General features: G+C 61.9%; 21 protein-coding genes, 1 other RNA gene and 1 pseudogene. 14 read left to right on the top strand and 9 right to left on the bottom strand.

The features are described from left to right. The 6 genes from NKJ76_RS09380 to NKJ76_RS09405 form a co-directional block, all read right to left on the bottom strand. Positions 1 to 1,632, bottom strand: coding sequence for an ABC transporter ATP-binding protein (locus NKJ76_RS09380; protein ID WP_352521641.1), 1,632 nt, complete (start codon positions 1,630 to 1,632; stop codon positions 1 to 3). Next, complete coding sequence (locus NKJ76_RS09385) at positions 1,629 to 2,768, bottom strand: ABC transporter permease (RefSeq protein ID WP_023669508.1); 1,140 nt, start codon at positions 2,766 to 2,768, stop codon at positions 1,629 to 1,631. Before NKJ76_RS09385 ends, NKJ76_RS09380 begins: the two co-directional genes overlap by 4 nt. Further along, on the bottom strand, positions 2,768 to 3,865 hold the full coding sequence (locus NKJ76_RS09390) for a microcin C ABC transporter permease YejB (RefSeq protein ID WP_023669509.1): 1,098 nt from the start codon (positions 3,863 to 3,865) through the stop codon (positions 2,768 to 2,770). Before NKJ76_RS09390 ends, NKJ76_RS09385 begins: the two co-directional genes overlap by 1 nt. Before the next feature lie 174 nt (positions 3,866 to 4,039). Next, positions 4,040 to 5,908, bottom strand: coding sequence for an extracellular solute-binding protein (locus NKJ76_RS09395; RefSeq protein ID WP_352537280.1), 1,869 nt, complete (start codon positions 5,906 to 5,908; stop codon positions 4,040 to 4,042). After that, complete coding sequence (locus NKJ76_RS09400; RefSeq protein WP_023745252.1) at positions 5,908 to 7,785, bottom strand: extracellular solute-binding protein; 1,878 nt, start codon at positions 7,783 to 7,785, stop codon at positions 5,908 to 5,910. The genes NKJ76_RS09395 and NKJ76_RS09400 overlap by 1 nt, the downstream gene beginning before the upstream one ends. Positions 7,786 to 7,936: 151 nt before the next feature. After that, on the bottom strand, positions 7,937 to 8,602 hold the full coding sequence (locus NKJ76_RS09405) for a c-type cytochrome (RefSeq protein ID WP_023751921.1): 666 nt from the start codon (positions 8,600 to 8,602) through the stop codon (positions 7,937 to 7,939). A gap of 193 nt (positions 8,603 to 8,795) precedes the next feature. Here NKJ76_RS09405 and NKJ76_RS09410 point away from each other — a divergent pair, with 193 nt between their 5' ends. Both NKJ76_RS09410 and NKJ76_RS09415 read left to right on the top strand, forming a co-directional pair. Further along, entirely contained in the window at positions 8,796 to 9,521 is a 726-nt protein-coding gene (locus NKJ76_RS09410; RefSeq protein ID WP_352537281.1) for a 3-deoxy-manno-octulosonate cytidylyltransferase, read from the top strand. 53 nt (positions 9,522 to 9,574) lie between these two features. Further along, the gene (locus NKJ76_RS09415) at positions 9,575 to 10,438 is read left to right on the top strand and encodes a prephenate dehydratase (protein WP_023696750.1); all 864 of its coding nucleotides are present in this window, start codon (positions 9,575 to 9,577) and stop codon (positions 10,436 to 10,438) included. A gap of 7 nt (positions 10,439 to 10,445) precedes the next feature. On the opposite strand, the gene NKJ76_RS09420 is transcribed toward NKJ76_RS09415, so the two are convergent. The 3 genes and pseudogenes from NKJ76_RS09420 to NKJ76_RS09430 all read right to left on the bottom strand — a co-directional run bounded on the left by NKJ76_RS09420 (position 10,446) and on the right by NKJ76_RS09430 (position 12,224). Beyond that, the gene (locus NKJ76_RS09420) at positions 10,446 to 10,751 is read right to left on the bottom strand and encodes a Dabb family protein (protein WP_023669515.1); all 306 of its coding nucleotides are present in this window, start codon (positions 10,749 to 10,751) and stop codon (positions 10,446 to 10,448) included. 75 nt (positions 10,752 to 10,826) lie between these two features. After that, positions 10,827 to 11,769, bottom strand: a pseudogene (nudC, locus tag NKJ76_RS09425) (NAD(+) diphosphatase). Positions 11,770 to 11,804: 35 nt separating this feature from the next. Next, positions 11,805 to 12,224, bottom strand: a complete 420-nt coding sequence (locus NKJ76_RS09430; protein WP_352537282.1) for an HIT domain-containing protein — start codon at positions 12,222 to 12,224, stop codon at positions 11,805 to 11,807. Between the two features lie 157 nt (positions 12,225 to 12,381). Between NKJ76_RS09430 and ffs the strand changes: the two genes are divergently transcribed. The 12 genes from ffs (at position 12,382) to NKJ76_RS09490 (ending at position 24,050) form a co-directional block, all read left to right on the top strand. After that, an RNA gene (gene ffs / locus NKJ76_RS09435) (signal recognition particle sRNA small type) lies at positions 12,382 to 12,478 on the top strand. A 204-nt stretch (positions 12,479 to 12,682) separates the two neighbouring features. Then, positions 12,683 to 14,494: a DNA polymerase III subunit gamma/tau gene (locus tag NKJ76_RS09440; protein WP_023703500.1), complete on the top strand. Its 1,812-nt coding sequence runs from the start codon at positions 12,683 to 12,685 to the stop codon at positions 14,492 to 14,494. A 31-nt stretch (positions 14,495 to 14,525) separates the two neighbouring features. Further along, positions 14,526 to 14,849: a YbaB/EbfC family nucleoid-associated protein gene (locus NKJ76_RS09445; RefSeq protein WP_023669519.1), complete on the top strand. Its 324-nt coding sequence runs from the start codon at positions 14,526 to 14,528 to the stop codon at positions 14,847 to 14,849. 219 nt (positions 14,850 to 15,068) lie between these two features. Then, positions 15,069 to 16,037, top strand: a complete 969-nt coding sequence (locus NKJ76_RS09450) for a cell wall hydrolase (protein WP_023703499.1) — start codon at positions 15,069 to 15,071, stop codon at positions 16,035 to 16,037. A gap of 96 nt (positions 16,038 to 16,133) precedes the next feature. Then, positions 16,134 to 16,739, top strand: a complete 606-nt coding sequence (recR, locus tag NKJ76_RS09455; RefSeq protein ID WP_023688760.1) for a recombination mediator RecR — start codon at positions 16,134 to 16,136, stop codon at positions 16,737 to 16,739. A 175-nt stretch (positions 16,740 to 16,914) separates the two neighbouring features. After that, entirely contained in the window at positions 16,915 to 18,192 is a 1,278-nt protein-coding gene (locus NKJ76_RS09460) for a lytic murein transglycosylase (RefSeq protein WP_352537283.1), read from the top strand. A gap of 264 nt (positions 18,193 to 18,456) precedes the next feature. Continuing rightward, positions 18,457 to 20,100 (top strand): ABC transporter substrate-binding protein, encoded by a 1,644-nt coding sequence (locus NKJ76_RS09465; RefSeq protein ID WP_023725785.1) that lies wholly within the window; start codon positions 18,457 to 18,459, stop codon positions 20,098 to 20,100. A gap of 19 nt (positions 20,101 to 20,119) precedes the next feature. Continuing rightward, the gene (locus NKJ76_RS09470) at positions 20,120 to 21,187 is read left to right on the top strand and encodes an ABC transporter permease (protein ID WP_023669524.1); all 1,068 of its coding nucleotides are present in this window, start codon (positions 20,120 to 20,122) and stop codon (positions 21,185 to 21,187) included. Continuing rightward, the gene (nikC, locus tag NKJ76_RS09475) at positions 21,184 to 22,104 is read left to right on the top strand and encodes a nickel transporter permease (protein WP_023682024.1); all 921 of its coding nucleotides are present in this window, start codon (positions 21,184 to 21,186) and stop codon (positions 22,102 to 22,104) included. The genes NKJ76_RS09470 and nikC overlap by 4 nt, the downstream gene beginning before the upstream one ends. Before the next feature lie 10 nt (positions 22,105 to 22,114). Continuing rightward, positions 22,115 to 22,951 carry an ABC transporter ATP-binding protein gene (locus NKJ76_RS09480; RefSeq protein WP_352537284.1) on the top strand — a complete coding sequence of 279 codons (837 nt, stop codon included), beginning with the start codon at positions 22,115 to 22,117 and terminating at the stop codon, positions 22,949 to 22,951. Further along, positions 22,948 to 23,697 carry an ABC transporter ATP-binding protein gene (locus tag NKJ76_RS09485; RefSeq protein WP_352537285.1) on the top strand — a complete coding sequence of 250 codons (750 nt, stop codon included), beginning with the start codon at positions 22,948 to 22,950 and terminating at the stop codon, positions 23,695 to 23,697. Before NKJ76_RS09480 ends, NKJ76_RS09485 begins: the two co-directional genes overlap by 4 nt. Before the next feature lie 14 nt (positions 23,698 to 23,711). Next, the gene (locus tag NKJ76_RS09490; protein WP_352537286.1) at positions 23,712 to 24,050 is read left to right on the top strand and encodes a hypothetical protein; all 339 of its coding nucleotides are present in this window, start codon (positions 23,712 to 23,714) and stop codon (positions 24,048 to 24,050) included. Positions 24,051 to 24,110 lie beyond the last annotated feature (60 nt).

The following is a 24,110-nucleotide window of genomic DNA, read 5'->3' on the forward strand; positions in this document are numbered from 1 at the left end:
TTATTCGCTGACGATACCGACCGGCGCCGTCTCGATCTTGAACGCGGCCGAGATCAGCGCCTTCGTATAGTCGGTCTGCGGCCGCTCGAAAATCTGTTCGGAAGGGCCGGCTTCGACGATCTTGCCATTGCGCATGACGATGACGTCATTGGCAAGGGCGCGAATGACTTTCAGATCGTGGCTGATGAACAGATAGGCAAGGTCGTGCCTGGCCTGCAGATTGCGTAAGAGGTCGACCACTTGCGCCTGCACGCTCATGTCGAGCGCCGAGGTCGGTTCGTCCAGCATGACGAAGCGTGGATTGAGCACCATGGCGCGCGCAATGGCGACGCGCTGGCGCTGGCCGCCGGAGAATTCATGCGGATAGCGGTTCCTGGTCGCCGGATCGAGCCCGACCTCCTTCAGCACGGCGACGACCTTGTCGTCGCGTTGGTCGGGCGACAGCTTCGGCTCGTGGATCTTCAAGCCTTCCTCGATGATCTCCGAGACCGACATGCGCGGGCTGAGCGAGCCGAACGGGTCCTGGAAAACGATCTGCAACTCGCGGCGCAGCGGCCGCATGGCGTTGAAGGAAAGCTGGTTGATGTCGCTGCCGTTGAACTGGATGGTGCCGGTCGATGAGATCATCCGCGCCAGCGCCAGCCCGAGCGTCGTCTTGCCGGAGCCGGATTCGCCGACGACGCCTAGCGTCTGGCCGGCGCGTACGGTGACGTCGATGCCGTCAACAGCCTTCACATTGTCGACGGTGGTGCGAAAGAAACCCTTTTTGATCGGGAACCAAACCTTGATGTCCTTGCCGGTCATAACCGGTTTGGCGGCGTCGTTGGCGGCCGGCGGCTTGCCTTTCGGCTCGGCGGCGAGGAGGTGCTTGGTATAAGCGTGCTGCGGGTTGGCGAAGATGTCCTTGGTCGGCCCGGTCTCGACGATCTTGCCTTTGGTCATCACGCAGACGCGGTCGGCGATCTTTCTGACAATGCCGAGATCATGGGTGATGAACAGCATCGACATGCCCTTACGGCTCTTCAACTCCGCCAGCAATTCGAGGATCTGCGCCTGCACGGTGACGTCGAGCGCCGTCGTCGGTTCGTCGGCGATCAGCAGTTCCGGTTCGTTGGCCAGCGCCATGGCGATCATGACGCGCTGCCGCTGGCCGCCGGACAATTGGTGCGGATAGGCGTCGAGCCGCTTTTCCGGTTCGCGAATGCCGACCTCGTTGAGCAGCGCCAGCGTGCGCGCCTTGGCCTGGCGGTCGCCCATGCCCTGATGCAGCGCCAGGATCTCGACGATCTGCTGCTCGATCGTGTGCAGCGGATTGAGCGAAGTCATCGGCTCCTGGAAGATCATGGTGATCTTGTTGCCGCGCACGCTGCGCAACTGCTTTTCGTTCATCGCCAAAAGGTCGGCGCCCTGGAACAGGATCTTGCCCGAGGGATGGCTGGCCGTCGGGTAGGGCAGAAGCTTCAGCACCGACAGCGCCGAGACCGATTTGCCGGAACCGGATTCGCCCACAAGCGCCACCGTCTCGCCCTTGGCGAGATCGAAGGAGATGTGGTCGACGGCGGTCGACTCGTTGCCGCCTTGGGTGAAGGCAACGCTGAGATCGCGGACGGAGAGCAGGAGTTCGCTGCTCATCGGAACGCCTTGCGCGGGTCGAAAGCATCGCGCGTTGCTTCACCGATGAACACCAACAGCGACAGCATCAGCGAGATGACGATGAAGCCCGATATACCGAGCCAGGGGGCATTGAGGTTACTCTGCGCCTGTTTTAGCAGTTCGCCGAGCGACGCGGTGCCGGGCGGCAGGCCGAAGCCGAGATAGTCGAGCGAGGTCAGTGTCGAGATCGAGGCGCTGACCAGGAAAGGCATGAAGGTCAGCGTCGCCACCATGGCATTAGGCAGAAGATGGCGCAGCATGATGGTGCGGTTGGACACACCAAGCGCGCGGGCCGCGTTGACATATTCGAAGTTGCGTGCGCGCAGGAATTCGGCGCGCACCACGCTGACAAGCGACGTCCAGGAGAACAGCAGCATCAGCCCAAGCAAGATGAAGAAGCCCGGCGGCAGGATGGCGGCGACGATCAGCAGCAGATACAGCAGCGGTATCGCCGACCAGATTTCTATGAAGCGTTGAAAGAGAAGGTCGGTCCAGCCGCCGAAATACCCTTGCAGCGCGCCGGCGGCGACGCCGATAACCGACGAACCCGCAGTCAGGATCAACCCGAACAGCACGGAAATCCTAAACCCGTAGATGATGCGCGCCAGCACGTCGCGCGCCTGGTCGTCGGTACCCAGCCAGTTCCAGTTGCCGACAATGCAGTCAGGATCGGCAGCGCCTTGCGGATATTGGCTGCATCGCCTCTGCGCGTCATATTCCCATGACGGTTTTGCGGGAGCGGCGTCGGGGATCGCATTGTTGACGGTGCGGTAGGAATAGCGGATTGGCGGCCAGATCATCCAGCCATTGGCGTTGATCTCGTCGCGGATGACCGGGTCGCGATAGTCGGTGACGGCGTAGAAGCCGCCGAATTTTTCCTCGGGGTAGGCGACCGCCACCGGGAACAGGATCTCGCCTTTGTAGTAGGCGACGATCGGTCTGTCGTTGGCGATCAGTTCGGCAAACAGCGACAGCACGAACAGAGCGAGGAATATCCACAACGACCAGTAGCCGCGCCTGTTGGCCTTGAAGTTCTGCCAGCGCCGCTTGTTGAGCGGCGACAGCCAGGGGCGGGCGATCCTTATCGGTGTGATCTCGGCTGCAGCCTGCGTCATCAGACGTCTCTCCGCTCGAAATCGATGCGCGGATCGACCCATGTGTAGATCAGGTCGGACAACAGCGTCACGAACAGGCCAAGCAGCGAAAATATATAGAGGTTGGCGAACACGACCGGATAGTCGCGCGCCAACACGGACCTGAAACCGAGCAGCCCGAGACCGTCGAGGGAAAAGATGTTCTCGATCAAAAGCGAGCCGGTGAAAAAGGCCGAGATGAAGGCCGCTGGAAAGCCGGCAATGACGATCAGCATTGCGTTGCGGAACACATGTCCGTAAAGCACCCGCCGCTCCGACAGGCCCTTGGCACGGGCCGTCACCACATACTGTTTGCGTATCTCTTCCAGGAAGGAGTTCTTGGTCAGCAGCGTCGTCGTCGCGAAGGCCGACAGCACCAGCGCCGTCAGCGGCAAGGTCATGTGCCAGAAATAATCGACGATCTTGTCGGGCCACGACAATTGGTCCCAATTGTCGGAGACGATGCCGCGCAGTGGGAACCAGTCCCAGAAGGAACCGCCCGCGAACAGCACCATCAGCAATATGCCGAACAGGAAGGCCGGTATGGCATAGCCGACGATGATCACGCCGCTGGTCCAGACGTCGAAGGCGGAGCCGTCCTTGACCGCTTTGCGGATGCCAAGGGGGATCGAGATCAGATAGGACAACAGCGTGATCCACAGCCCAAGCGAGATCGACACCGGCATCTTCTCCAGGATCAGATCGAGAACCGAGATGTCACGGAAATAGCTGTCGCCGAAATCGAAGCGGGCATAGTTCCATAGCATCATGCCGAAGCGTTCGAGCGGTGGTTTGTCGAAGCCGAATTGCTTTTCCAGCTTCTTGATGAATTCCGGATCGAGCCCTTGCGCGCCGCGATACTTCGAGCCGACGTCACCGGCCACATCGAAATTGCCGCCGCCTCCTGCATCGCCGCCGCCGCTGCCGAGGCGGTCGCTGCCGCCCTGGTTGGTCAGGCTGGCGATGACCTGCTCGACCGGTCCACCCGGTGCGAATTGAGTGACGACGAAAGCAACCGCCATGATGCCGAACAGGGTCGGTATCATCAGCAGGATACGGCGCAGTATGTAGGCGCCCATCAGCTTTCACCCTCCCCCTTGTGGGGAGGGTCGATCCGCGAAGCGGAGCGGGGTGGGGGTAGTCTCGATCCGGCGTACGCCGTCACACCCCCACCCCGGTTCGCCATTCGCGCTGCGCACGAAGTGCTCACCGACCCTCCCCACGAGGGGGAGGGTAAAGTGCCGCGCAACAGCCTACCCTTTGCCAATTTTTGCCGCCTTGCCCTTGTCGACCCACCACAGCGCTTCGACCGGGAAGTCGAAATCGGGTTTCCGCTCGGGAAAACCGAACATGTCCCAATAGGCGCTTCGATGATTCGCCAGGAACCAACTTGGAATCCAATCCCTCCGTGCACGCAAGACCCGGTCGAGCGCGCGCATGGCAATTGTCAGGCTTTCGCGACCCTCGGCGGCACCTGCGGCGTCAACCAGGGCGTCGATGGCCGGGCTCGACGTTCCCGGCAGATTGCGAGAGCCCGATACGGTAGCTGCTCGCGAATGGAAAATGGTTTCGAGGTCGTCACGGGTTGGCGTCGCCGAAAACGAGGCCGCGACCGAGACGAGGTCGTAGTCGAACGAATTCTGCCGCAGCTGATATTGCGCGGCATCCACCAGCCGGATCGAGGCATCGATGCCGACCGCCTTCATGTTTTCGACCCAGGGCGAGTAGACCTGTTCGAAGACTTCGTCGTCGACAAGAAACTCTGCGGACAACCGACCACCCTTGTCGTTCACGACGAAATTGCCGGACCGTTTCCAGCCGGCCTCGGCCAGAAGCTTGGCCGCCTTGCCAAGCAACTGCCGGTCGCGGCCGGAGCCGTTCGACGCGTCCTGGATCACGGCTTCGCCAAAAGCCTCGGCGGGAATCTGCTCACGCAGCGGCTCAAGAAGAGCCAATTCTTGTGGCGACGGTCTGCCCTCGGCGCGAAATTCGGATTTCTCGAAGCAGGATTGCGAGCGCTCATAGGAACCGTAGAAGAAATTGCGCCGCGTCCATTCGAAGTCGAAGCAGAGCCCGATCGCCTGCCGCACGCGCGAGTCGCGAAACTGCTCGCGCCGCTGGTTGACGGCGGTGCCCTGCATCGAAGGCACCGTTTCGGCCGGGAATTCGTGCTTCACCACCTTGCCGGCAGTGAAGGCTGGGAAGTCGTAGCCGGTCGCCCAGACGCGCGAGGTGAATTCCTCCCTGTAGAGGATTTCTCCCTTCTTGAACGCTTCGAAGGCAACGCTACGGTCCTGATAGAACTCAACGCGGATCCGCTGAAAATTGTTCTGGCCGCGATTGACCGGCAGGTCGTTGCCCCAATAATCAGCCACACGCTCATATTCGATCCAGGCCCCTGCCGACCAGCGACCGACCTTGTAGGCGGCTGACCCCAACGGCGGGTTCATCTGCGAGGAATCGAACGGGTTGGCCGTGTAGAACGCCTTCGACAGGACCGGGAACTCGACGACGTTGAGGATGGTGCGGCTTGTCTGCTTGCCGGAAAACCTAAGCTGCAGCGTGTGGGCATCCACGGCAATCGCGTCATCCAGATGCGTTAGCGGCAGGGAATAGTACGGGTGCCCCTTGTCCTTGAGCAGCTTGAAGGTGAAGGCGCCATCCTCGGCCGTCAATGGCGTGCTGTCATGGAAGCGGGCCTGCGGGCGCAGCGAGAAGGTGAAGTCGTTGCGGTCGTCGGAAATCGTCACGCCGTCAGCGATCAGCCCGTAAACGGCGTCAGGTTCGTCGTACGCTCTCACCATCAGTGAATCGAAGCACATCTCAGTGCGCTGGGGCGAATCGCCTTTGGGAACGAACGAATTCAGCGTGTTGAAGGTCAGCGGCGTCTGGTTGGCAAGCCAGTTGCGCGGCAGGAAGTTGAAGACGCCACCTTGCGGCGCATCGACATTGACATAGTCGAAATGAGTGAAGTCCGGCTTGTATTTGAGGTCGCCGAAAGCCGACAGTCCATGCAGTTTCACGCCGGTTGGGCTGGCGGCGAAAGCCTTGCCCGGCAGCAGCGCAGCAACGGCCGCGGCGCCACTGAGGGCCAGGAAATCGCGGCGAGGGAGCCCCGCCATCAATTGCTGCCCTTGTACTTGGCGGCCAGGGCCTTTTCCTTGTCCGCATCGATCCACCAGGAATCGATATCGGCGCCACGGTAGCCGGGCTGCTTTTCCGGGATGCCGAACTTGTTCCAGTAAGCCAGCCACACAACGGCGCGATAGTATTGCGGCACCACATAGTAATTCCACAGCAGCACGCGATCGAGCGCATGGGTGGTGGCGACGAGGTCATCGCGATCCGTGGCAAAAATGATGCGGTCGACAAGGGCGTCAACGACCGGGTTCTTGATGCCGGAATAATTGCGCGATGCCGGTGTGTCGGCGGCCTTGGAGCTCCAGAAATCGCGCTGCTCGTTGCCGGGCGATTCCGACTGTTGGAGCTGTCCTGTGATGACGTCGTAATCGAAATTTCTGACGCGGTTGGTGTACTGGCTCGGGTCGACGATGCGCAGTGTCGCATCGACGCCGATCTTGCGCAGATTGGCGATCCAAGGGCTGGAAATGACCTGGTCGGTTTCATTCGAGCCTAGGATTTCAAACTTGAATGGCTCGCCGGTCTTGGCGTTGACCATCTTGCCGCCCTTGATCACCCAGCCGGCCTGGGCGAACAGGTCGACCGCCTGCTTCAGATATTTGCGCTCCGCCTGCGGCGAATCGTAGACCGGCAACTTGAATTCCTGGGTGAATACTTCCGGCGGCAGCTTGTCGCGGTACTTCTCCAGGATCTCCAATTCCTTGCCTTGCGGCAAGCCGCTGGAGGCTAGGTCCGTGCCCTGGAAATAGCTGTGGGTGCGAGTGTTGAAACCGAAGAACAGCGTGCGGTTCATCGATTCGAAATCGAACGGGTAGGTGAGCGCGGCCCTGACCAGGCGATCGGCAAACAGCCTATGTCTCTGGTTGAGCATGAAAGCCTGCATCGGCTCGGGCGAGGTGGTCTTGAACTCCTGCTTGATCACATCGCCGGCCTTGATCGCCGCGAAATCGTAAAATGTCGCCCAGCGCTTGGAGCTGTTTTCCGGCTTGATATCGTCGAGGCCACCTTTCTTGAACGCCTCCCAGGAGGCGTTGTCGTCAAGAATGTAGGTGAAGTGCTGCGTGTCGAAATTCTCCCGGCCGATCTTCACAGCCAGCTTGGCGCCCCAATAGTCGGGGACGCGCTGCCAGACGATTTCCGACCCCGCCTTGAAGCTGGCGATCTTGTATGCAGCCGAGCCCAGCGGCGGCTCCAGCGTCCCCTTGGTGATGTCGCGCTTCTTGCCATTGGCGTCGGTGCCTTCCCACCAATGCTTGGGCAGCACGACAAGGTCGCCGAGGATCTTGGGCAGTTCGCGATTGCCCTTCTGGTCGAAGTGGAACTCGACCTCACGGTCCGAGACAGCGACGGCGTCGGTGACGTTTTCGAAATAGCGGCTGTACATCGGGCTGTTGGCCTTCAGCACCTGGAACGACCAGATCACGTCGTCAGTGGTGATCGGCTGTCCGTCATGCCATTTCGCCCGTGGGTCGAGCCGGTAGGTGGCCGAGGAATAGTCGGTAGGGTACTTGTAGGCATCGGCGATGAGCGGGTGGCTGACGCTGCCTTCGTCAGTCGCTTGATCCATGAGCGTGTCGTAGAGCAGGCCGCCGCCAAATGGCTGCAGGCCGGCCGCCGGCGAGCCCTGCACGATGTAGGGATTGAAGCTGTCGAACGTGCCGGAAACGACCGAATTGTAGGTGCCACCCTTCGGTGCATCCGGATTCACATAATCGTAGCGCTGGAAGTTCTCGCCATATTTGGAGGGGCCGATCAGCGAAGAGGTGGTGTGCCATTCCTGGGGGAAGGCTGCCTGCAGGCCGCCTGCGAGGGCGCCCACAACCAGAAAGGACCTCAGAAGCGTTCGGCCAACCGTCATGCGTTCTCCTCTTCGCGATGCCCGGCAATCCTAAATGATTTGACGCCGGTGAAAACCGCCATGCGGCGGCTTTGTCGCCGCATATGCGATTTTCCTAACAAAAAGCCGGGCTGAACCCGGCTTTTTTGAGATCATGGAGATGACAATTCGGTTATTTGGCGGGCGCCGGTGCCGGCGCCACAGGGGCGGGAGCTCCACCTTCAGCCGGCTTGGCCGGAGCGGCACCCTCGGCCGGCTTGGCCGGCGCCGCTGCATCGGCGGCGGCACCTGGCGTCGGCAGCGGCTTCGGACTATCCGACAGCGTGCGCAGATAGGCGATGACGTTGGCGCGGTCCTCGTCCTTCGGCAGGCCGGCAAAGCCCATCGCAGTGCCCTTCACGAATTTCTTCGGCGAGGTGATGAAGTGGTTGAGGTTGTCATAGGTCCACTTCTCGGCGCCGCCCTTGGAAAACTCTTTCATGCCGGCCGAATAGGCAAAGCCCTCATGCTCGGCGACGGGGCGGTCGACGATGTCCCAGAGATCCGGGCCGACCTTGTTGGGGCCGCCTTTTTCGCCGGAATGGCAGGCCTGGCATTTCTTAAAGACGGCCGCACCTTGCTCGACATTGGCGGTGGCCAAAAGGTCGGCGATCGGCTTGGCCTCTGCCGCGGGTCCGGCGGCGCCGCCTTCGGCAGGCTCCGTCGCCTCGATGGCAAAGCCGGGTTTTTCCGGCGCCGGCGAGGCAAACAGGGCGTCGGACACCAAACCGACCGAGAAGACGACGAAACAGGTTCCAAGCAACCCGGCGAGCAGTTTGTTCACTTCGTTGGAATCCATACGCCCCAGGGCTCCCTTTTCCGGCGGACCTCTCCGTCCACTCCGTCCGTCGGTATCGTGACCCACCCCGTCGAGCCGGTCAAATCGGGCGGAAACTAGGTCTTTTGCTTGGGCGTTGCAACACCTATAAGGGCGCTTCCAGTGAGACCTTTTGCCACTTTCCCCATCCTCTTTCGAACGCCTTGCAACCTCGATGTCCACGCTCATCCTGATCCCGGCCCGCATGGCCTCGACGCGCCTGCCGGGCAAGCCGCTGGCCGACATAGCCGGCGCGCCGATGATCGTCCATGTCGCCCGCCGCGCCGCTGAGGCTGGGCTTGGCCGGGTGGTGGTGGCAACCGACACGCGCAACGTGGCCGAAGCGGTGCGCGCGCACGGTTTCGAGGCGGTGATGACGCGCACCGACCACGAATCCGGTTCCGACCGTATCTTCGAGGCGCTGACCGCCCTCGACCCCGATCGCAAGGTCGAAACCATCGTCAATGTACAGGGCGACCTGCCGACCATCGATCCCATGATCATCGGTGCGGCGCTGAAACCGTTCGAGGACGCTGCGGTCGACATCGCCACGCTCGGCGTCGAGATCGTCCGCGACGAGGAAAAGGCCAACCCCAACGTCGTCAAGATCGTCGGTTCGCCGTTGTCGGCGACGCGGCTGAAGGCGCTCTATTTCACCCGCGCCACCGCGCCCTGGGGCGAGGGGCCGCTCTATCACCATGTCGGCCTCTACGCCTATCGGCGCTCAGTCCTCGAACGCTTCGTCGCGCTAAAACCGTCGCCGCTCGAACGGCGCGAGCGGCTGGAGCAGTTGCGGGCGGTGGAGGCCGGTATGCGCATCGATGCCGAGATCGTGCAATCGCTGCCGCTCGGCGTCGACACGCCGGAAGACCTCGAACGCGCCAGACAAATTCTTTGCTGAGAAGATAAATTCTTTCCTGACACCGCAGATCCTTTCAAACCTGAGATATCGGCATGCCTGACAAGACCAACAGAATAGCCTTCCAGGGCGAACCGGGCGCCAATTCCGACACCGCCAGCCGCAACATGTTCCCTTCGATGGAGCCGTTGCCGTGCCCCACCTTCGAGGATGCCTTCAACGCGGTCGAGACCAACAAGGCCGACCTCGCCATGATCCCGATCGAAAACACCATCGCCGGCCGCGTCGCCGACATCCATCATCTCTTGCCGGAATCGAAACTCCACATCGTCGGCGAGTATTTTCTGCCGATCCACTTCCAGCTGATGGTGCTGCCAGGCGTCAAACGCGAAGAGATCAAGACCGTGCACAGCCATATCCATGCGCTGGGACAGTGCCGCAAATACATCCGCAAGAATGGTTGGAAGCCGGTGATCGCCGGCGACACGGCGGGCTCTGCGAAGCTGGTCTCGGAGCTCAAGGACCGCAGCATGGCCTCGCTGGCGCCTGCGCTCGCCGCAGAACTCTACGGCCTCGACATCATCGAGAAGAATGTCGAGGACACGGACTCGAATGTCACCCGCTTCGTCGTCCTGACCAAGGACAAGCGGTTGGCCGAACGGCCCTCGGCCGACACCAAGATGATGACGACCTTCATGTTCCGTGTCCGCAACGTGCCGGCTGCGCTCTACAAGGCAATGGGCGGTTTCGCCACCAACGGCGTCAACATGACGAAGCTGGAGAGCTATCAACTGGGCGCCTTCACCGCGACGCTGTTCTACGCCGATATCGAGGGCCATCCCGACGATCCACTGGTCAAGCTGGCGCTGGACGAACTGCGCTTCTTCTCGCGCGAAGTGCGCATTCTGGGTGTCTATCCCGCCAGCGAGTCGCGCGAGCAGTGGAAGGTCGCGGACTAAGGTTCCCCTAAACCAGCAGGGTCAGCGGCACATAGTCGATTTCCATGAAGGTTTCGACTTCCGGGATCCAGCGGTCGCGCACGAAGGCAACGTGGTCGGGATGCTCGTTATATCTGGTGTAGGCGGCCTGATCGACGAACTCCATCGAGAAGCCGAAGTGATAGTCGTTCTTCGGGCTGACTTGCCGCAGCGGCTCGAAATGGGTGACGCCCTTGATTGCGCTGAGAATGCGCTTGGCATCGGAGAGGAACCGCTTTTCCTCCAGCGAGTACTGCGGGTGCTTCAGGGTGAAAACCACGGTGTGACGGATCATTTTTTGCTCCCGTTAAGCAATTCCAGGAAAAGTGTGAAGCGGTTTTCCGTCCGGAATTGCGTAAAATAACAAGTCTTATTCGCTGTCGACCCAAGGCGCGGATCAGATGATGCGCGATCGCGCCTTTCGGCGGCGTGACCAGATTGTCCTTGTGCGTCCTCTCCAGCATGGAACGCACCTCGTCGCGAAAAAACCAGCGGCAATCTTCCAACTCGTTGAGATCGGCCTGGATGTCGTCATTGAGCGGTTCGCCGAAACAGCCGATCATCAGCGAATAGGGGAACGGCCAGGGTTGGCTGGCATGGTAGACGACGCGGCCGAGCCGGATGCCGGCTTCCTCCAGCGTTTCGCGGCGCACCGCCGCCTCGATCGTCTCGCCCGGCTCGATGAAACCGGCAAGCGCCGAGTACATGCCGGGCCCGAAATGCCGGCCGCGGCCGAGCAGGCATTTTTCCCGCGTCGCCGTCAGCATAATCGCCACCGGATCGGTGCGTGGAAAGTGCTCGGTGCCGCAATTTGGGCAATGGCGCTTGTAGCCGCCGGCCCGCATTTGCGATTCATGGCCGCATTTGCTGCAGAAGCGATGGGTGGCATGCCAGGCAAGCAGGGCGGCGCCTTGCGCCAGCGCGCCCGCTGCCGCCTCGTCGATCAGCCCCTGCATATAGACCGAGCGATAATCGATCGCCTTCATGGTCTCCGGCAGCTGTTCGGGATCGAGGCCGACCGGCACGGCAAGGACCGGGCCGCTCTCGGCAAAGCCAAGCAGCACGCCTTGTGCGAGTGATGGCTGCAGCTTCTGGCTCTCAGCCAGATCGAACCAAGGGTCGAAGCTGCCATCGTGCAATTTCAGATACAGCCGTCCGCCATGCATCGGCAGAAGACGTGCCGAGGGATCGGCCAACACCCTTTCGACGGAATCGTCGGCGCGGTTCTCGGATTGCCGATCAATCGTGTTTCCGGCGAAGCCGACGAACTGGCTCGGTTCGCGCAAGGGCGCGTCAAAAAGGCGAAAGGTCATGGAAGCTCGAACGTCTAGGGATGGACACAGGCGGCTTATAGCGCCGCCTTGATCTGTTGCGCAAATTGGCGGATGCCTGAACGCTCATAGGGCTCGCGCATGCCGTGCCCCCACACCGGCCCCGGCCATCCCGGATCGCCTTCCGAGCGGGCGATGACGTGGATATGCAATTGCCGAACGATGTTGCCGAGCGCGCCGGTGTTGATCTTGGTGCAGCCCGTGGTTCTTTTCAGCGCCTGCGCCACCATGTTGGTTTCGAAGGTCAACATCGCCTGGTCGAGCGGCGTCATGTCGTGGATTTCTTCGGCCCCCGGCCGCTGCGGCACCAGGACCAGCCATGGCCAGCGGCTATCGTTCATCACCCTGAGCTCGCACAGGCCGAGCCACATCAGCTGCTCGCTATCCGCCTCCAGCCTGGAGTCGAGCGTGAATCCGGCCTTGAGGCCCGGTAGCATTGGCGTTTCCCTTGCGCTTCTCGCATTATTCCCAAACTCATGACGCTAGAGCGGCTGCACGGGGGCTGCAAGCGATTCATTGAGCGGCGGAGTTCAAGGGCATCCGATTCTCAATGCACCCTTGCATTTGATCGCTGAATTGCCGATATGGAACGCGGGAGGTTGGTGGTGGACGATCCACTCGCCAACCGGGTCAGGTCCGGAAGGAAGCAGCCCTAACGAGCCCGGAACGGGTCATTGTTCCAGCCTCCCACCTCATCGGCCCCTCTCGCGACATTGACGACGCATTGCAGCGCGGGCGAGACTATTGGAGCAATTCCAGGGAAAGTGTGAGCGGTTTCCCGTCCGGAATTGCGTTAAAGCAAAGGGTAGAGCGGTTTGCCGTTTCAGAAAACGGTGAAACGATCTAGCAGGAATCGGCTACGCTGAGACGCGGCCTTTTGGAGCTTTACGGGCGAATGAGCGAAGCCGGAAATTCGGACCCCGAAAACCTGGAGAAGCAAAAGGCCGTCGCCTATCGCGTGCTGGCGCGCAAATATCGTCCGTCGAATTTCTCCGAACTGATCGGCCAGGAGCCGATGGTCCGCACTTTGACCAACGCTTTCTCCACAGGCCGCATCGCCCAGGCCTGGATGCTGACCGGCGTGCGCGGCGTCGGTAAGACCACGACGGCGCGCATCCTGGCACGGGCGCTCAACTACAAGACGCCGACGGTCGACCATCCCTCGGTCGACCTCGCCTTCCTGGGCGAGCACTGCCAGGCGATCATGGAAGGCCGCCATGTCGACGTCATCGAGATGGACGCCGCGTCGCATACCGGCATCGACGACATCAGGGACATTATCGAGCGCGTGCGCTATGCCCCGGTGTCGGCGCGCTACAAAGTCTACATCATCGACGAAGTGCACATGCTCTCCACCCAGGCCTTCAACGGCCTGTTGAAGACGCTGGAAGAACCGCCGCCGCACGTCAAATTCATCTTTGCCACCACCGAAATCCGCAAGGTGCCGATCACCGTGCTGTCGCGCTGCCAGCGTTTCGACCTGAGACGCATCGATGCCGGCGCACTGGTCGCGCACCTCTCCTCGATTGCCGGCAAGGAAGGCATATCGGTCGACGACGACGCGCTGGCGATGATCGCGCGCGCCGCCGAAGGCTCGGCCCGCGATTCGCTCTCCATCCTCGACCAGGCAATCGCCCATGGCGGCGGCGCCGTCAGCGCCGAAGCGGTGCGCGCCATGCTGGGTCTCGCCGACCGCGCCCGCATCGTCGACCTGTTCGAACATGTCATGAAAGGCGATGTGGCGGCCGCCCTTGCCGAATTCCGCAACCAGTACGACACCGGCGCCGATCCGACTGCCGTGCTGACCGATCTGGCCGAATTCAACCACCTCGTCACCCGGCTGCGCTTCGTGCCGACGGCTGCCGACGACGCTTCCCTGTCCGAGGATGAGCGCCGCCGCGGCGCCGACTTCGCCAGCACGCTGTCGGTCAAGGTTCTGTCGCGAACCTGGCAGATGCTCTTGAAAGGCATTCCCGAGGTGCAGTCATCCAACCGACCGGTCAGCGCCGGCGAGATGGTGCTGATCCGGCTGGCGCATGCCGCCGACCTGCCGACGCTGGACGAGGCGCTGAAATCTCTAGAGAGCGGCGCTCCGGCGTCCGGTGGTGTTTCACGCCCGAATGGTGCGCCGGTAAATGCCGGCAATGGCGGCGGCGCCAGCGCGGTAGCGCAGACCCGGATGCCGTCCGGGCCAGCCGGTGCGCAAACCATGCGATTGGTCGACGCGCCCCCGGTCGCCTTTGTCGCGCCTCCGCAGCCGGTCGTCGAGCCGCAATCGCCGCCGCTGAAATCGCTGGCCGATATTGTCGCTCTTGCCGACGCGCAGCGTGACATCGCCTTCAAGGTGCTGGTCAAAAGCTGTATTCGCCTGGTGCGCATCGAGCCCGGCCGTATCGACGTCGGCCTGACCGCCGATGCGCCCAAGATGCTGCTCAACGACTTGACGACGAAGCTGCGGGCCTGGACCGGCCGCAACTGGCTGGTGTCATTGTCGAAGGAAGAGGGCGGCCAAACGCTGGCCGAGATGGAATCGACCAGGCGCGAGACCGCTTTCTCCGACGCGAAAAGCGATCCGGCGGTGGCCGCCATCCTCGCGCGCTTTCCCGGCGCCAAGATCATCGACGTGCGCATTCCCGACGCGCCGGAAGTCGACACCGACAAGGCCGAAGCGCCGGTCGAGCCGCCGTCCGACGACGACGAAACCTGACCATAGCCACGAATCCGCAAAGGACCCGACCATGAAAGATCTTCTCGGCCTGATGGGCAAGGCGAAGGAAATGCAGGCCAAGTTCCAGGCCATGCAGGACGAGATCGCGACGATTGAAGCAAGCGGGCAGGCGGGCGGCGGGCTGGTCAATGTCACGCTGACCGGCAAGTTCGAAATGAAGTCGCTGAAGATCGATCCGTCGCTGTTCAAGGAGGACGAGGTCGAGATTCTCGAAGACCTGCTGCTGGCCGCTCACAATGACGCCAAAAATAAGGTCGAGCAGATTATGCAGGAGAAGACCAAGGCGCTGACGGCAGGCTTGCCGATCCCGCCCGGAATGAAATTGCCGTTCTGAGCCGGCTCCAACCAGTTAATTGTTTATGAAGGGAAATCGGCTGCGGGGGCTGTTGTTAAGACTTTCTCCGGCTTTGCTCACGCGGACATATCCGGGCATTTATAAAGTTTTACCTATGCTGCACGAAAGCTAATCCTTTAGCCATCTTTTTGCCTTTAAGAGTCTCATTCTTGCCACATCTCGGGGCGGGCTGGCATCTGGACAATGAGGCATTTTTTGTTGATCGCGACGCGATGGAAGACGCCGCTTCTGCTCGGCATCATCTTCTCCCCTATGTTCCTGGCCGGTTGCAGCCAGACCACGTCTTCGCACGGCCTGTCGGTCGCCAGCCTGACCGACGCCATCACGCCCAGCTTCCTTTCGACGCGCGCCTACCGCAACACGCCGAAGGAGAAGGAATGCCTGGAGCGGGCGATGTTCTTCGAGTCCAACCGCTCGAGCCGTGACGGCATGATCGCCGTCGGCACGGTGGTGATGAACCGGCTGCGCTCCGGCAATCATGGCAGCACCATTTGCCAAGTGGTTGGCGAACCGGGCCAGTTCGCGCCCGGCGTGATGACGCGGGCGATGAATTCGAAAGCGATGCCCGATGTCGAGGAGGCCGCCGATGCGGTGCTCAAGGGCGAGCGCAAGGCCAAGCTGAAGAACACGATGTACTTCCACACCGCCGGCCTGAGGTTCCCCTACAAGAACATGCATTACACCATGGTTGCCGGCGGCAACGCCTTCTACGAGAAGCGCGGCCGCAACTGGCAGCCGCTGCCGGATGAATCCACGACCATGGTTGCCTCGGCGCAGCCGCGCGCTCCTGTGCCTGAAGCGCCGGTGCAGGTTGCCTACGCCGAGCCGGTGGTGAAGACCATTGTCCGTCCAGATCCTGCCAAGCAGGCCGCGGCGGTTCGCGCAGCCAAGGCGACACGTGCCCCGGCCGAGCAGACCTATGTGACGGCTTCCGCGGCGCCCGCTAAGAGCGCCCGCGTCGCCGCCAAGCAGACGGAGGTGGCGATGCAGGAGCCGATGGCCGAGCCCGATGCCTCGCGTTTCGGCGGCACGCTGAACGCCCGCTACGTCACCTTGGTGCCATCGGCGACGCAGGAAGCGTCGATGGGCTTCCAGTCGACGCCTGAGAACACCGACGATATCGGCGCAATGATCGTCGATCAAACCCGGCCGCTCTCAGCCTACTGACGCCCAGAACATTTTCCGAGCCCGCCATGGCAGCATGGCGGGCTCGGTGCGTATGCGCATGTTTCAAAGCGCGCGGAAAAATCCTAGATCAGTGCGATGTCAAAGCGAATCGCCGGTCCCGAGATCGAACGCCTGATCCAGCTCCTGGCCAAGGTGCCGGGGCTAGGGCCTCGTTCGGCCAGGCGTGCGGCACTGCACCTGATCAAGAAGAAGGAGCAGCTTTTGTCACCGCTCGCCGCCGCCATGGCTGAAGCCGCCGACAAGGTGCGCATCTGCACGACCTGCGGCAATGTCGATACCTCCGACCCTTGCATGATCTGCACCGATCCGCGCCGCGATGCCTCGACGCTGATCGTCGTCGAGGATGTCTCCGATCTCTGGGCGCTGGAGCGGGCGGCGGCCATGAATGTGCGCTACCACGTGCTCGGCGGCACGCTGTCGCCGCTCGACGGCATCGGTCCCGAACAGCTCAACGTGCGCTCGCTGGTCGACCGCGTTGCCGGCGGTGAGGTGAAGGAGGTGATCCTTGCCGTCAATGCCACCGTCGAGGGCCAGACGACGGCGCACTATCTCACCGACCAGTTGTCGGGCTTCGAGGTCAAGGTGACACGACTTGCCCATGGCGTGCCGGTTGGCGGCGAGCTTGATTATCTGGATGAGGGTACGCTGGCAGCCGCGTTGCGATCGCGGACGGCGTTTTGACGCAATTGGCGGGGATGCTCCGGAGATGACAGCATTCCTTCGGGCCCCCCTCTGTCCTGCCGGACATCTCCCCCTCAAGGGGGGAGATCAGCAGCTTCTCGGGCGGCATTCTTCTTTCAACGCTGGTGGTTGGCGAAAACCGAAGCGACAGCCAATCTCCCCCCTTGAGGGGGAGATGTCCGGCAGGACAGAGGGGGGCGCGACAGAACGCGGATCTTTCGGATTGGCGCTCGTTGCGCTCCTCGCATCCCTTGTTGCCCTGCTTTTTGTAGCCCCCGCCTCCGCCGCCAAAATCGACGACCAGTTCCGCGCCTGGCTGCAAACCGATCTCTGGCCGGAAGCCCAGACCAAAGGCATCTCCAAATCCACTTTCGACGCCGCTTTCGACGGCGTGAAGCCGAACCTCAAATTGCCCGACCTCGTCCTGCCCGGCGAGAAACCCAAAACTCCGCAAAAACAGCATCAGGCCGAGTTCGGTTCGCCCGGCGCCTATTTCGCCGAAAAGACGGTGCGCGCCGTCACATCAGGCGGGCGCACGCGCGAGGCGGCCAACGCCAGGACGCTGGCTGCGATCGAAAAGCGCTACGGTGTCCCGGGCGAGATACTGTTGGCGATCTGGGGCCGCGAGACCGGCTTCGGCGCGGCGAAAATGCCCTACGACGCCTTCGAGGTTCTCGGCACCAAGGCGTTCATGTCGACCAAGAAGGACTTCTTCCGCACCGAGGTACTGGCGGCGCTCGAGATCGTCGAGCGTGGGTTGGCGCCGGTCGGCGCCATGAAATCGTCCTGGGCCGGCGCGCTCGGCCAGCCGCAATTCATGCCGACCTCGTTCCTGAAGCACGCCGTCGACTACGACGGTGATGGGCACCCGGACATCTGGAATTCGACGCCGGACGTGCTGGCCTCGATCGCCAACTATCTCGTCCGCTATGGCTGGGTGAAGGGGCGTGTCTGGGGTTTCGAGGTGACGGTTCCGGAAAGCGTTTCCTGCTCGCTCGAAGGTCCCGACCAGGGCAAGAAGATCTCAGCCTGGGTGGCGATGGGAATCAGCCGCGTCGGCGGCAAAGCCTTTCCGGCCGGCGAACTGAAAGCGGAAGGATTCCTTTTGATGCCGGCCGGACGCAGCGGCCCCGCCTTTATCGCCACGCCCAATTTCTACGTGCTGAAACAGTACAACACCAGCGACCTGTACGCCCTGTTCATCGGCCATGGCGCTGACCGCATTGCACATGGCGATGCTGATTTCGTCGGCAACTGGGGTGCGGTTGGCGGCCTGCATCGTTCCGACATCGCCGCGCTGCAACGGGCGCTGGAGGCCAAGGGCTACGATGTCGGCAGCGCCGACGGCCTGCCCGGCTTCAAGACCCGCCGCTCGATCGGCAGCTGGCAGGAAAAGAACGGCCGCCCCGCCACCTGCTTCCCCGACGCCGATCTGGTTGCTGCCATCAAGTAACACCGAAAAGAGCAGATTTTTCCCCATCGGCGGCTGCAATTGGCTCGCCCATGCTTCGACGCGCACAGCATATTCCGGTCCAGTATGCCGGCTCGCAAAAATGCCCGTTGCCGGTTGGAGGGCTGCCGGATAGGGTGTTGACCAACTGGAAAAAAATCAACACGGTATGGGGTCTAACGGTCGTCCTCCGGCCGCGAAAAAGATTACTGCAGCCCTGAGCCGGGAACTCGGGGTCAACAATCAACAAAACAGGGAACAATCATCATGATGATGGAAAAGTTTGCTCTACGTTCGCGCGTCTGGCTCGCAGGTGCTGCCATGTCCGCTCTGCTCATTGGCGTCGCGCCGGCCTTTGCCGTGACCCCCGCCGACACGCTGGTCGAAGGTTTTGCCATCGACGACATCATCTCCATGGATCCGGGCGAGGCGTTCGAACTGTCGACCGCAGAGGTCACCGGCAACACCTATGATCTGCTGGTCCGCCTCGACCTCAGCGACACCTCCAAGGTCAAGGGCGACCTTGCCGAGAGCTGGACCGTTTCCGACGACGGCCTGGTCTATACGTTCAAGCTCAAGCCCGGCCTAAAGTTCGCTTCGGGCAATCCACTGACCGCGGCCGATGTCGCCTATTCCTTCGAGCGCGCCATCAAGCTGGACAAGCCGCCGGCATTCATCATCAACCAGTTCGGCATCAGCGGCGACAATGTTGCCGACAAGGCCAAGGCCGTCGACGACACCACCTTCCAGTTCACCGTCGACAAGGCCTATGCGCCGAGCTTCGTGTTAAACTGCCTGTCGGCAACGGTCGCTTCGGTCGTCGACGCAAAGCTGGTCAAGGAACATGTCGCCGCGGTGACGCCAAGTGCCGACTACAAATGGGACAACGATTTCGGCAACGCCTTCCTGAAGACCGGTTATGCCGGCTCCGGCGCCTACAAGCTGCGCGAATGGCGGGCCAATGAGGTCGTCGTGCTCGAGCGCAACGACAATTACAATGGCGAGAAGGCCAAGCTCGCCCGCGTCATCTACCGCAACATGAAGGAAAGCTCGGCACAGCGCCTGGCGCTCGAAGCAGGCGACATCGACGTTGCTCGCAACCTCGAGCCGAACGATCTCGACGCCATCGCCAAGAATGCCGATCTCACCACGACCAGCGCGCCGAAGGGCACGGTCTATTATATCAGCCTCAACCAGAAGAATCCGAACCTCGCCAAGCCCGAGGTTCGCCAGGCGTTCAAATATCTGGTCGACTACGATGCGCTGAGCACGACCATCCTCAAGGGCATTGGCGAGATTCACCAGACCTTCCTGCCCAAGGGCGTTCTGGGCGAACTGGACGAAAATCCGTTCAAGTTCGACGTCGCCAAGGCCAAGGAACTGCTGACCAAGGCCGGCCTGGCCGACGGCTTCAGTGTAACCATGGACGTACGCACGGGACAGCCGACCACCGGCATGGCGGAATCGATCCAGCAGACGCTTGGCCAAGCCGGCATCAAGCTGGAAATTATCCCCGGCGACGGCAAGCAGACGCTGACCAAATACCGCGCCCGCAATCATGACATCTATATCGGCCAGTGGGGCCAGGACTATTTCGATCCGAACTCCAACGCCCAGACCTTTGCCTCAAACCCGGACAATTCGGATGAAGGCAAGACCAAGACGCTGGCCTGGCGCAATGCCTGGGACATCCCGGACCTGACAAAGCAGACCGAAGCAGCCTTGCTGGAGAAGGATGCCGGCAAGCGCGCCGATATGTACAAGAGCCTTGAAAAGACGATCCTCGACACCAGCCCCTTCGTCATCATCCACCAGCAATTGGAAGTGGCAGGCCTGCGCAAAAACCTGAAAGGCTTTGCGCTCGGTCCGAGCTTCGACACCAACTTCGTCGGCCCGGTCTCCAAGGAATAGCGCCGGCGGACGCGCCCTGATGAGCGCGATTGAAAACCAGGCGACGGCGGGGCAGGGAAGCGCCCGCGCCGTCGCTATCTTGTTGGCGATCGGCCGCTTCCTGGTCATCGCCGTCACCACCTATCTCGGCCTGCTCGCGGTGACCTTTTTCATCGGCCGCGTCATCCCGATCGATCCGGTGCTGGCGGTGCTCGGCGACCGCGCACCGGCCAATGTCGTCGAGCGCACCCGCCGCGAGATGGGGCTCGATCTTCCGTTGATCGAGCAATTCTATATCTATCTCAAGCATGCGCTGAACGGTGATTTCGGCACCTCGGTGCTGACCACCAATCCGGTGATGACCGACATCCGCCGCGCCTTTCCGGCAACGATCGAACTGGCGACGCTGGGCACTCTGATAGGCTCGTTGATCGGCGTGCCGCTCGGCGTGCTGGCAGCGGTAAAACGCGGCAGTCTCATCGACCAGATCGTTCGCATTGTCGGCCTGATTGGCTATTCCGTGCCTATCTTCTGGATCGGGCTTCTGGGGCTTGTCCTGTTCTACGCCAAGCTCCAATGGGTAGCTTTTCCCGGCCGCCTCGACATCGTCTACGAGTACACATTCACACCGATCACCGGCTTCTACCTGCTCGACGCCGCGCTGCAGGGCCAGTGGGATGTCTTCTACGACGCTTACCGCCACATCATCCTGCCGGCAGGGCTGCTGGGCTATTTCTCGCTCGCCTATATCAGCCGAATGACGCGCTCCTTCATGCTGAACGAGCTGTCGCAGGAATACATCGTCGCCGCGCGCGCCAAGGGCCTGTCTGAAACGCGAATCATCTGGGGCCATGCGCTGCGCAACGCCGCGGTGCCGATGGTCACGGTGATCGCGCTGTCCTATGCCGGGCTGCTCGAAGGTTCGGTGCTGACCGAGACGGTGTTCTCCTGGCCCGGCATCGGCCTCTACATCACCAATTCGCTGCAGAACGCCGACATGAACGCCGTGCTCGGCGGCACCATCGTCATCGGTTCGGTGTTCATCGGCATCAATCTCCTGTCCGATGTTCTCTACAAGGTGCTCGATCCGAGGACGAAGACAGGATGAGCGCCGAAGCAATCCAAACGCGCCGCGATTGGCTACTCAGCGATCGGCCGGCCTCGCGCATGCAGGCAAGGCTCGGCCGCGCCTATGTCGCCTGGCGGCGCTTTTCCGCCAACCGGCTGGCGTTTCTCGGCCTGCTCATCATCATCGCGCTGCTGCTGGTCGCCGCCTTTGCCGATGTGCTGGCGCCCTATTCGCCGACCATCGGCGATCTCAAGAACGCGCGGCTTTTGGCGCCGAGTGCGGCGCATTGGTTCGGCACCGACGATCTCGGCCGCGATATCTATTCGCGCATTCTTTTCGGCTCGCGCTGGACGCTCTACGTCGTCATTCTTGTCGCCGTCATCGCAGCCCCCATCGGCCTTTTGGTCGGCACCGTCGCCGGCTATGCCGGCGGCTGGACCGATGCCATTCTGATGCGCATTACCGACATCTTCCTCGCCTTTCCCAAGCTGATCCTGGCGCTGGCCTTTGTCGCGGCCCTTGGCCCCGGCATCGAAAACGCGGTGCTGGCCATCGCCATCACCTCGTGGCCGCCTTACGCCCGAATTGCGCGGGCCGAGACGATGACCGTGCGCAATTCGGATTACATCAAGGCGGTGCAATTGATGGGCGCCTCTCCGTTCCGCATCGTGCTGCGCCACATCATGCCGCTATGCATCTCTTCGCTCATCATCCGGGTGACGCTCGACATGGCCGGCATCATCCTCACCGCCGCCGGCCTCGGCTTCCTTGGCCTCGGCGCGCAGCCGCCGCTGCCGGAATGGGGCACCATGATCGCGTCCGGCCGTCGCTTCGTGCTCGACCAATGGTGGGTGGCCGGCGCGCCCGGCTTCGCCATCCTGATCGTCAGTCTCGGCTTCAACCTGCTGGGCGACGGCCTGCGCGATGCGCTCGATCCCCGGAGTGGCGACCAATGAGTGGTGACCAATGAGCGGTGCACTTCTCGATGTCGACGACCTGCGCGTCACCTTCCCGACTCGGACCGGCCTCATCCAGGCGGTGCGCGGCGTCACTTTTTCGCTTGGCCGAGAGCGGCTGGGCATTGTCGGCGAAAGCGGCTCCGGCAAGTCGCAGACCGGCCGCGCCATCATGGGGCTGACGCCGCCGCAGGCCCTTGTGTCGGCCAAGAAGCTCGCCCTCGACGGCATCGACCTTCTGGCCATACCGGCCCGTCAGCGCCGGGCGCTGCGCGGCAAACGCATCGCCATGATCCTGCAGGATCCGAAATATTCGCTCGACCCCGTGATGAGCATCGGCCGCCAGATCGTCGAGACGCTGCGCACGCATGAAAAGGTCTCCAAGGCCGAAGCGCGCGAGCGGGCGCTGGCCATGCTGGAAGCTGTGCAGATCCGCGATCCCTCGCGTGTCTTCGACCTGCATCCGCACGAGGTGTCCGGCGGGATGGGCCAGCGCGCCATGATCGCAATGATGCTGATCGCCGGACCGGAACTGATGATCGCCGACGAGCCGACCTCGGCGCTCGACGTCACCGTGCAGCTCGATGTGCTCGGCATCCTCGACCGCTTGGTCAGTGAGCGCGGCATGGGCCTGATCTTCATCTCGCACGATCTGCGGCTGGTCGCCTCCTTCTGCGACCGCGTCATCGTCATGTATGCCGGCAAGGTGGTCGAGCAGCTCAAGGCGTCGGAGCTGCGCGACGCCAAGCATCCCTACACGCGCGGCCTACTCAACTGCATGCCCAGGATCGGTTACGAACGCCACCCGCTGCCGGTGCTCGACCGCAAGCCGGAGTGGGCGGCATGACGCCAGCCATTTCGATTGAAGGGCTGGAGGTGGTGTTCGACCGTTTTCGCGCGCTGAAAGGGGCGAACCTCGAGGTGAAGTCCGGCGAATCCTTCGGCCTGGTCGGCGAGAGCGGTTCCGGCAAGTCGACGCTGCTCAAAGCCATTGCCGGCCTGGTGCCTGTCGCATCCGGTACTATCACGGTCAATGGCAAGACGCTGGGAGCGCGCCGCGACAAGGCTTTTTATCGCGAAGTGCAGATGGTCTTCCAGGACCCCTATGGTTCGCTGCACCCGCGTCAGACCGTCGACCGCCTGCTGCAGGAGCCGCTCGCCATTCACGGCTTTGCCGATGGCGAGCAACGCATCCAGCGCGCCCTCGACGAGGTCGGATTAGGCAACGGTTTCCGTTTCCGCTACGCGCACCAGCTCTCCGGCGGTCAGCGTCAGCGCGTGGCGATCGCGCGGGCGCTCATCCTCGAACCGTCGATCCTGCTGCTCGACGAACCAACCTCGGCGCTCGACGCTTCGGTGCAGGCGGAAGTGCTCAACCTGCTGGAAGAGGTTCGCCGTCGGCGCAAGCTGACCTTCCTGATGGTCAGCCACGACCTCGCCATCATCACCCATATGTGCGAGCGCCTACTGGTGATGCAGAACGGCGAAGCGGTGGAAAATCTCACCGCGAGCCAGCTGATCGGGCATCGCGTAGAGAAGGATTATACGCGCAATCTGTTGAGGGCGAGCGAGGGGTTTGTGCGGACCGCTTGAATCTGAGGTTTCCTATGGCGGAATGGACGTTCGAAGACCCACCCAATGTCGCGGTGTTGTCGGACAGAAGCATATTTAAACGTGGTGACTGGATCGCATACGTTGTGCACGAAGCTGATGACGACGAGAACCACAACGATGAGGGTGGCAGTTGGCAATTTCATAGCAACGACAAGCAAAATCGAGATGAACCCGAGCTAATGCTCGTCAGCCTCCAGAATGTGGTTCAGCGGGATGAGAGCATCCTGGAATTGGCTGATTTGCCAAAAGGCTGGCATGCTTGGCGCAGTTCAAAATTGTCGCCTTGGCAGCGCGCTAAATCACTCCCTGTACCCTCCAACGACAACGAGTGATGCAGGAGGGCTAAGTCGAGCTTTGCGCCAGTTCGCCGTTCTCTGGAACAGATGGTTCGT

It is taken from the genome of Mesorhizobium sp. M0029, from assembly GCF_040323735.1.
In the GTDB taxonomy this organism is placed as follows: domain Bacteria; phylum Pseudomonadota; class Alphaproteobacteria; order Rhizobiales; family Rhizobiaceae; genus Mesorhizobium.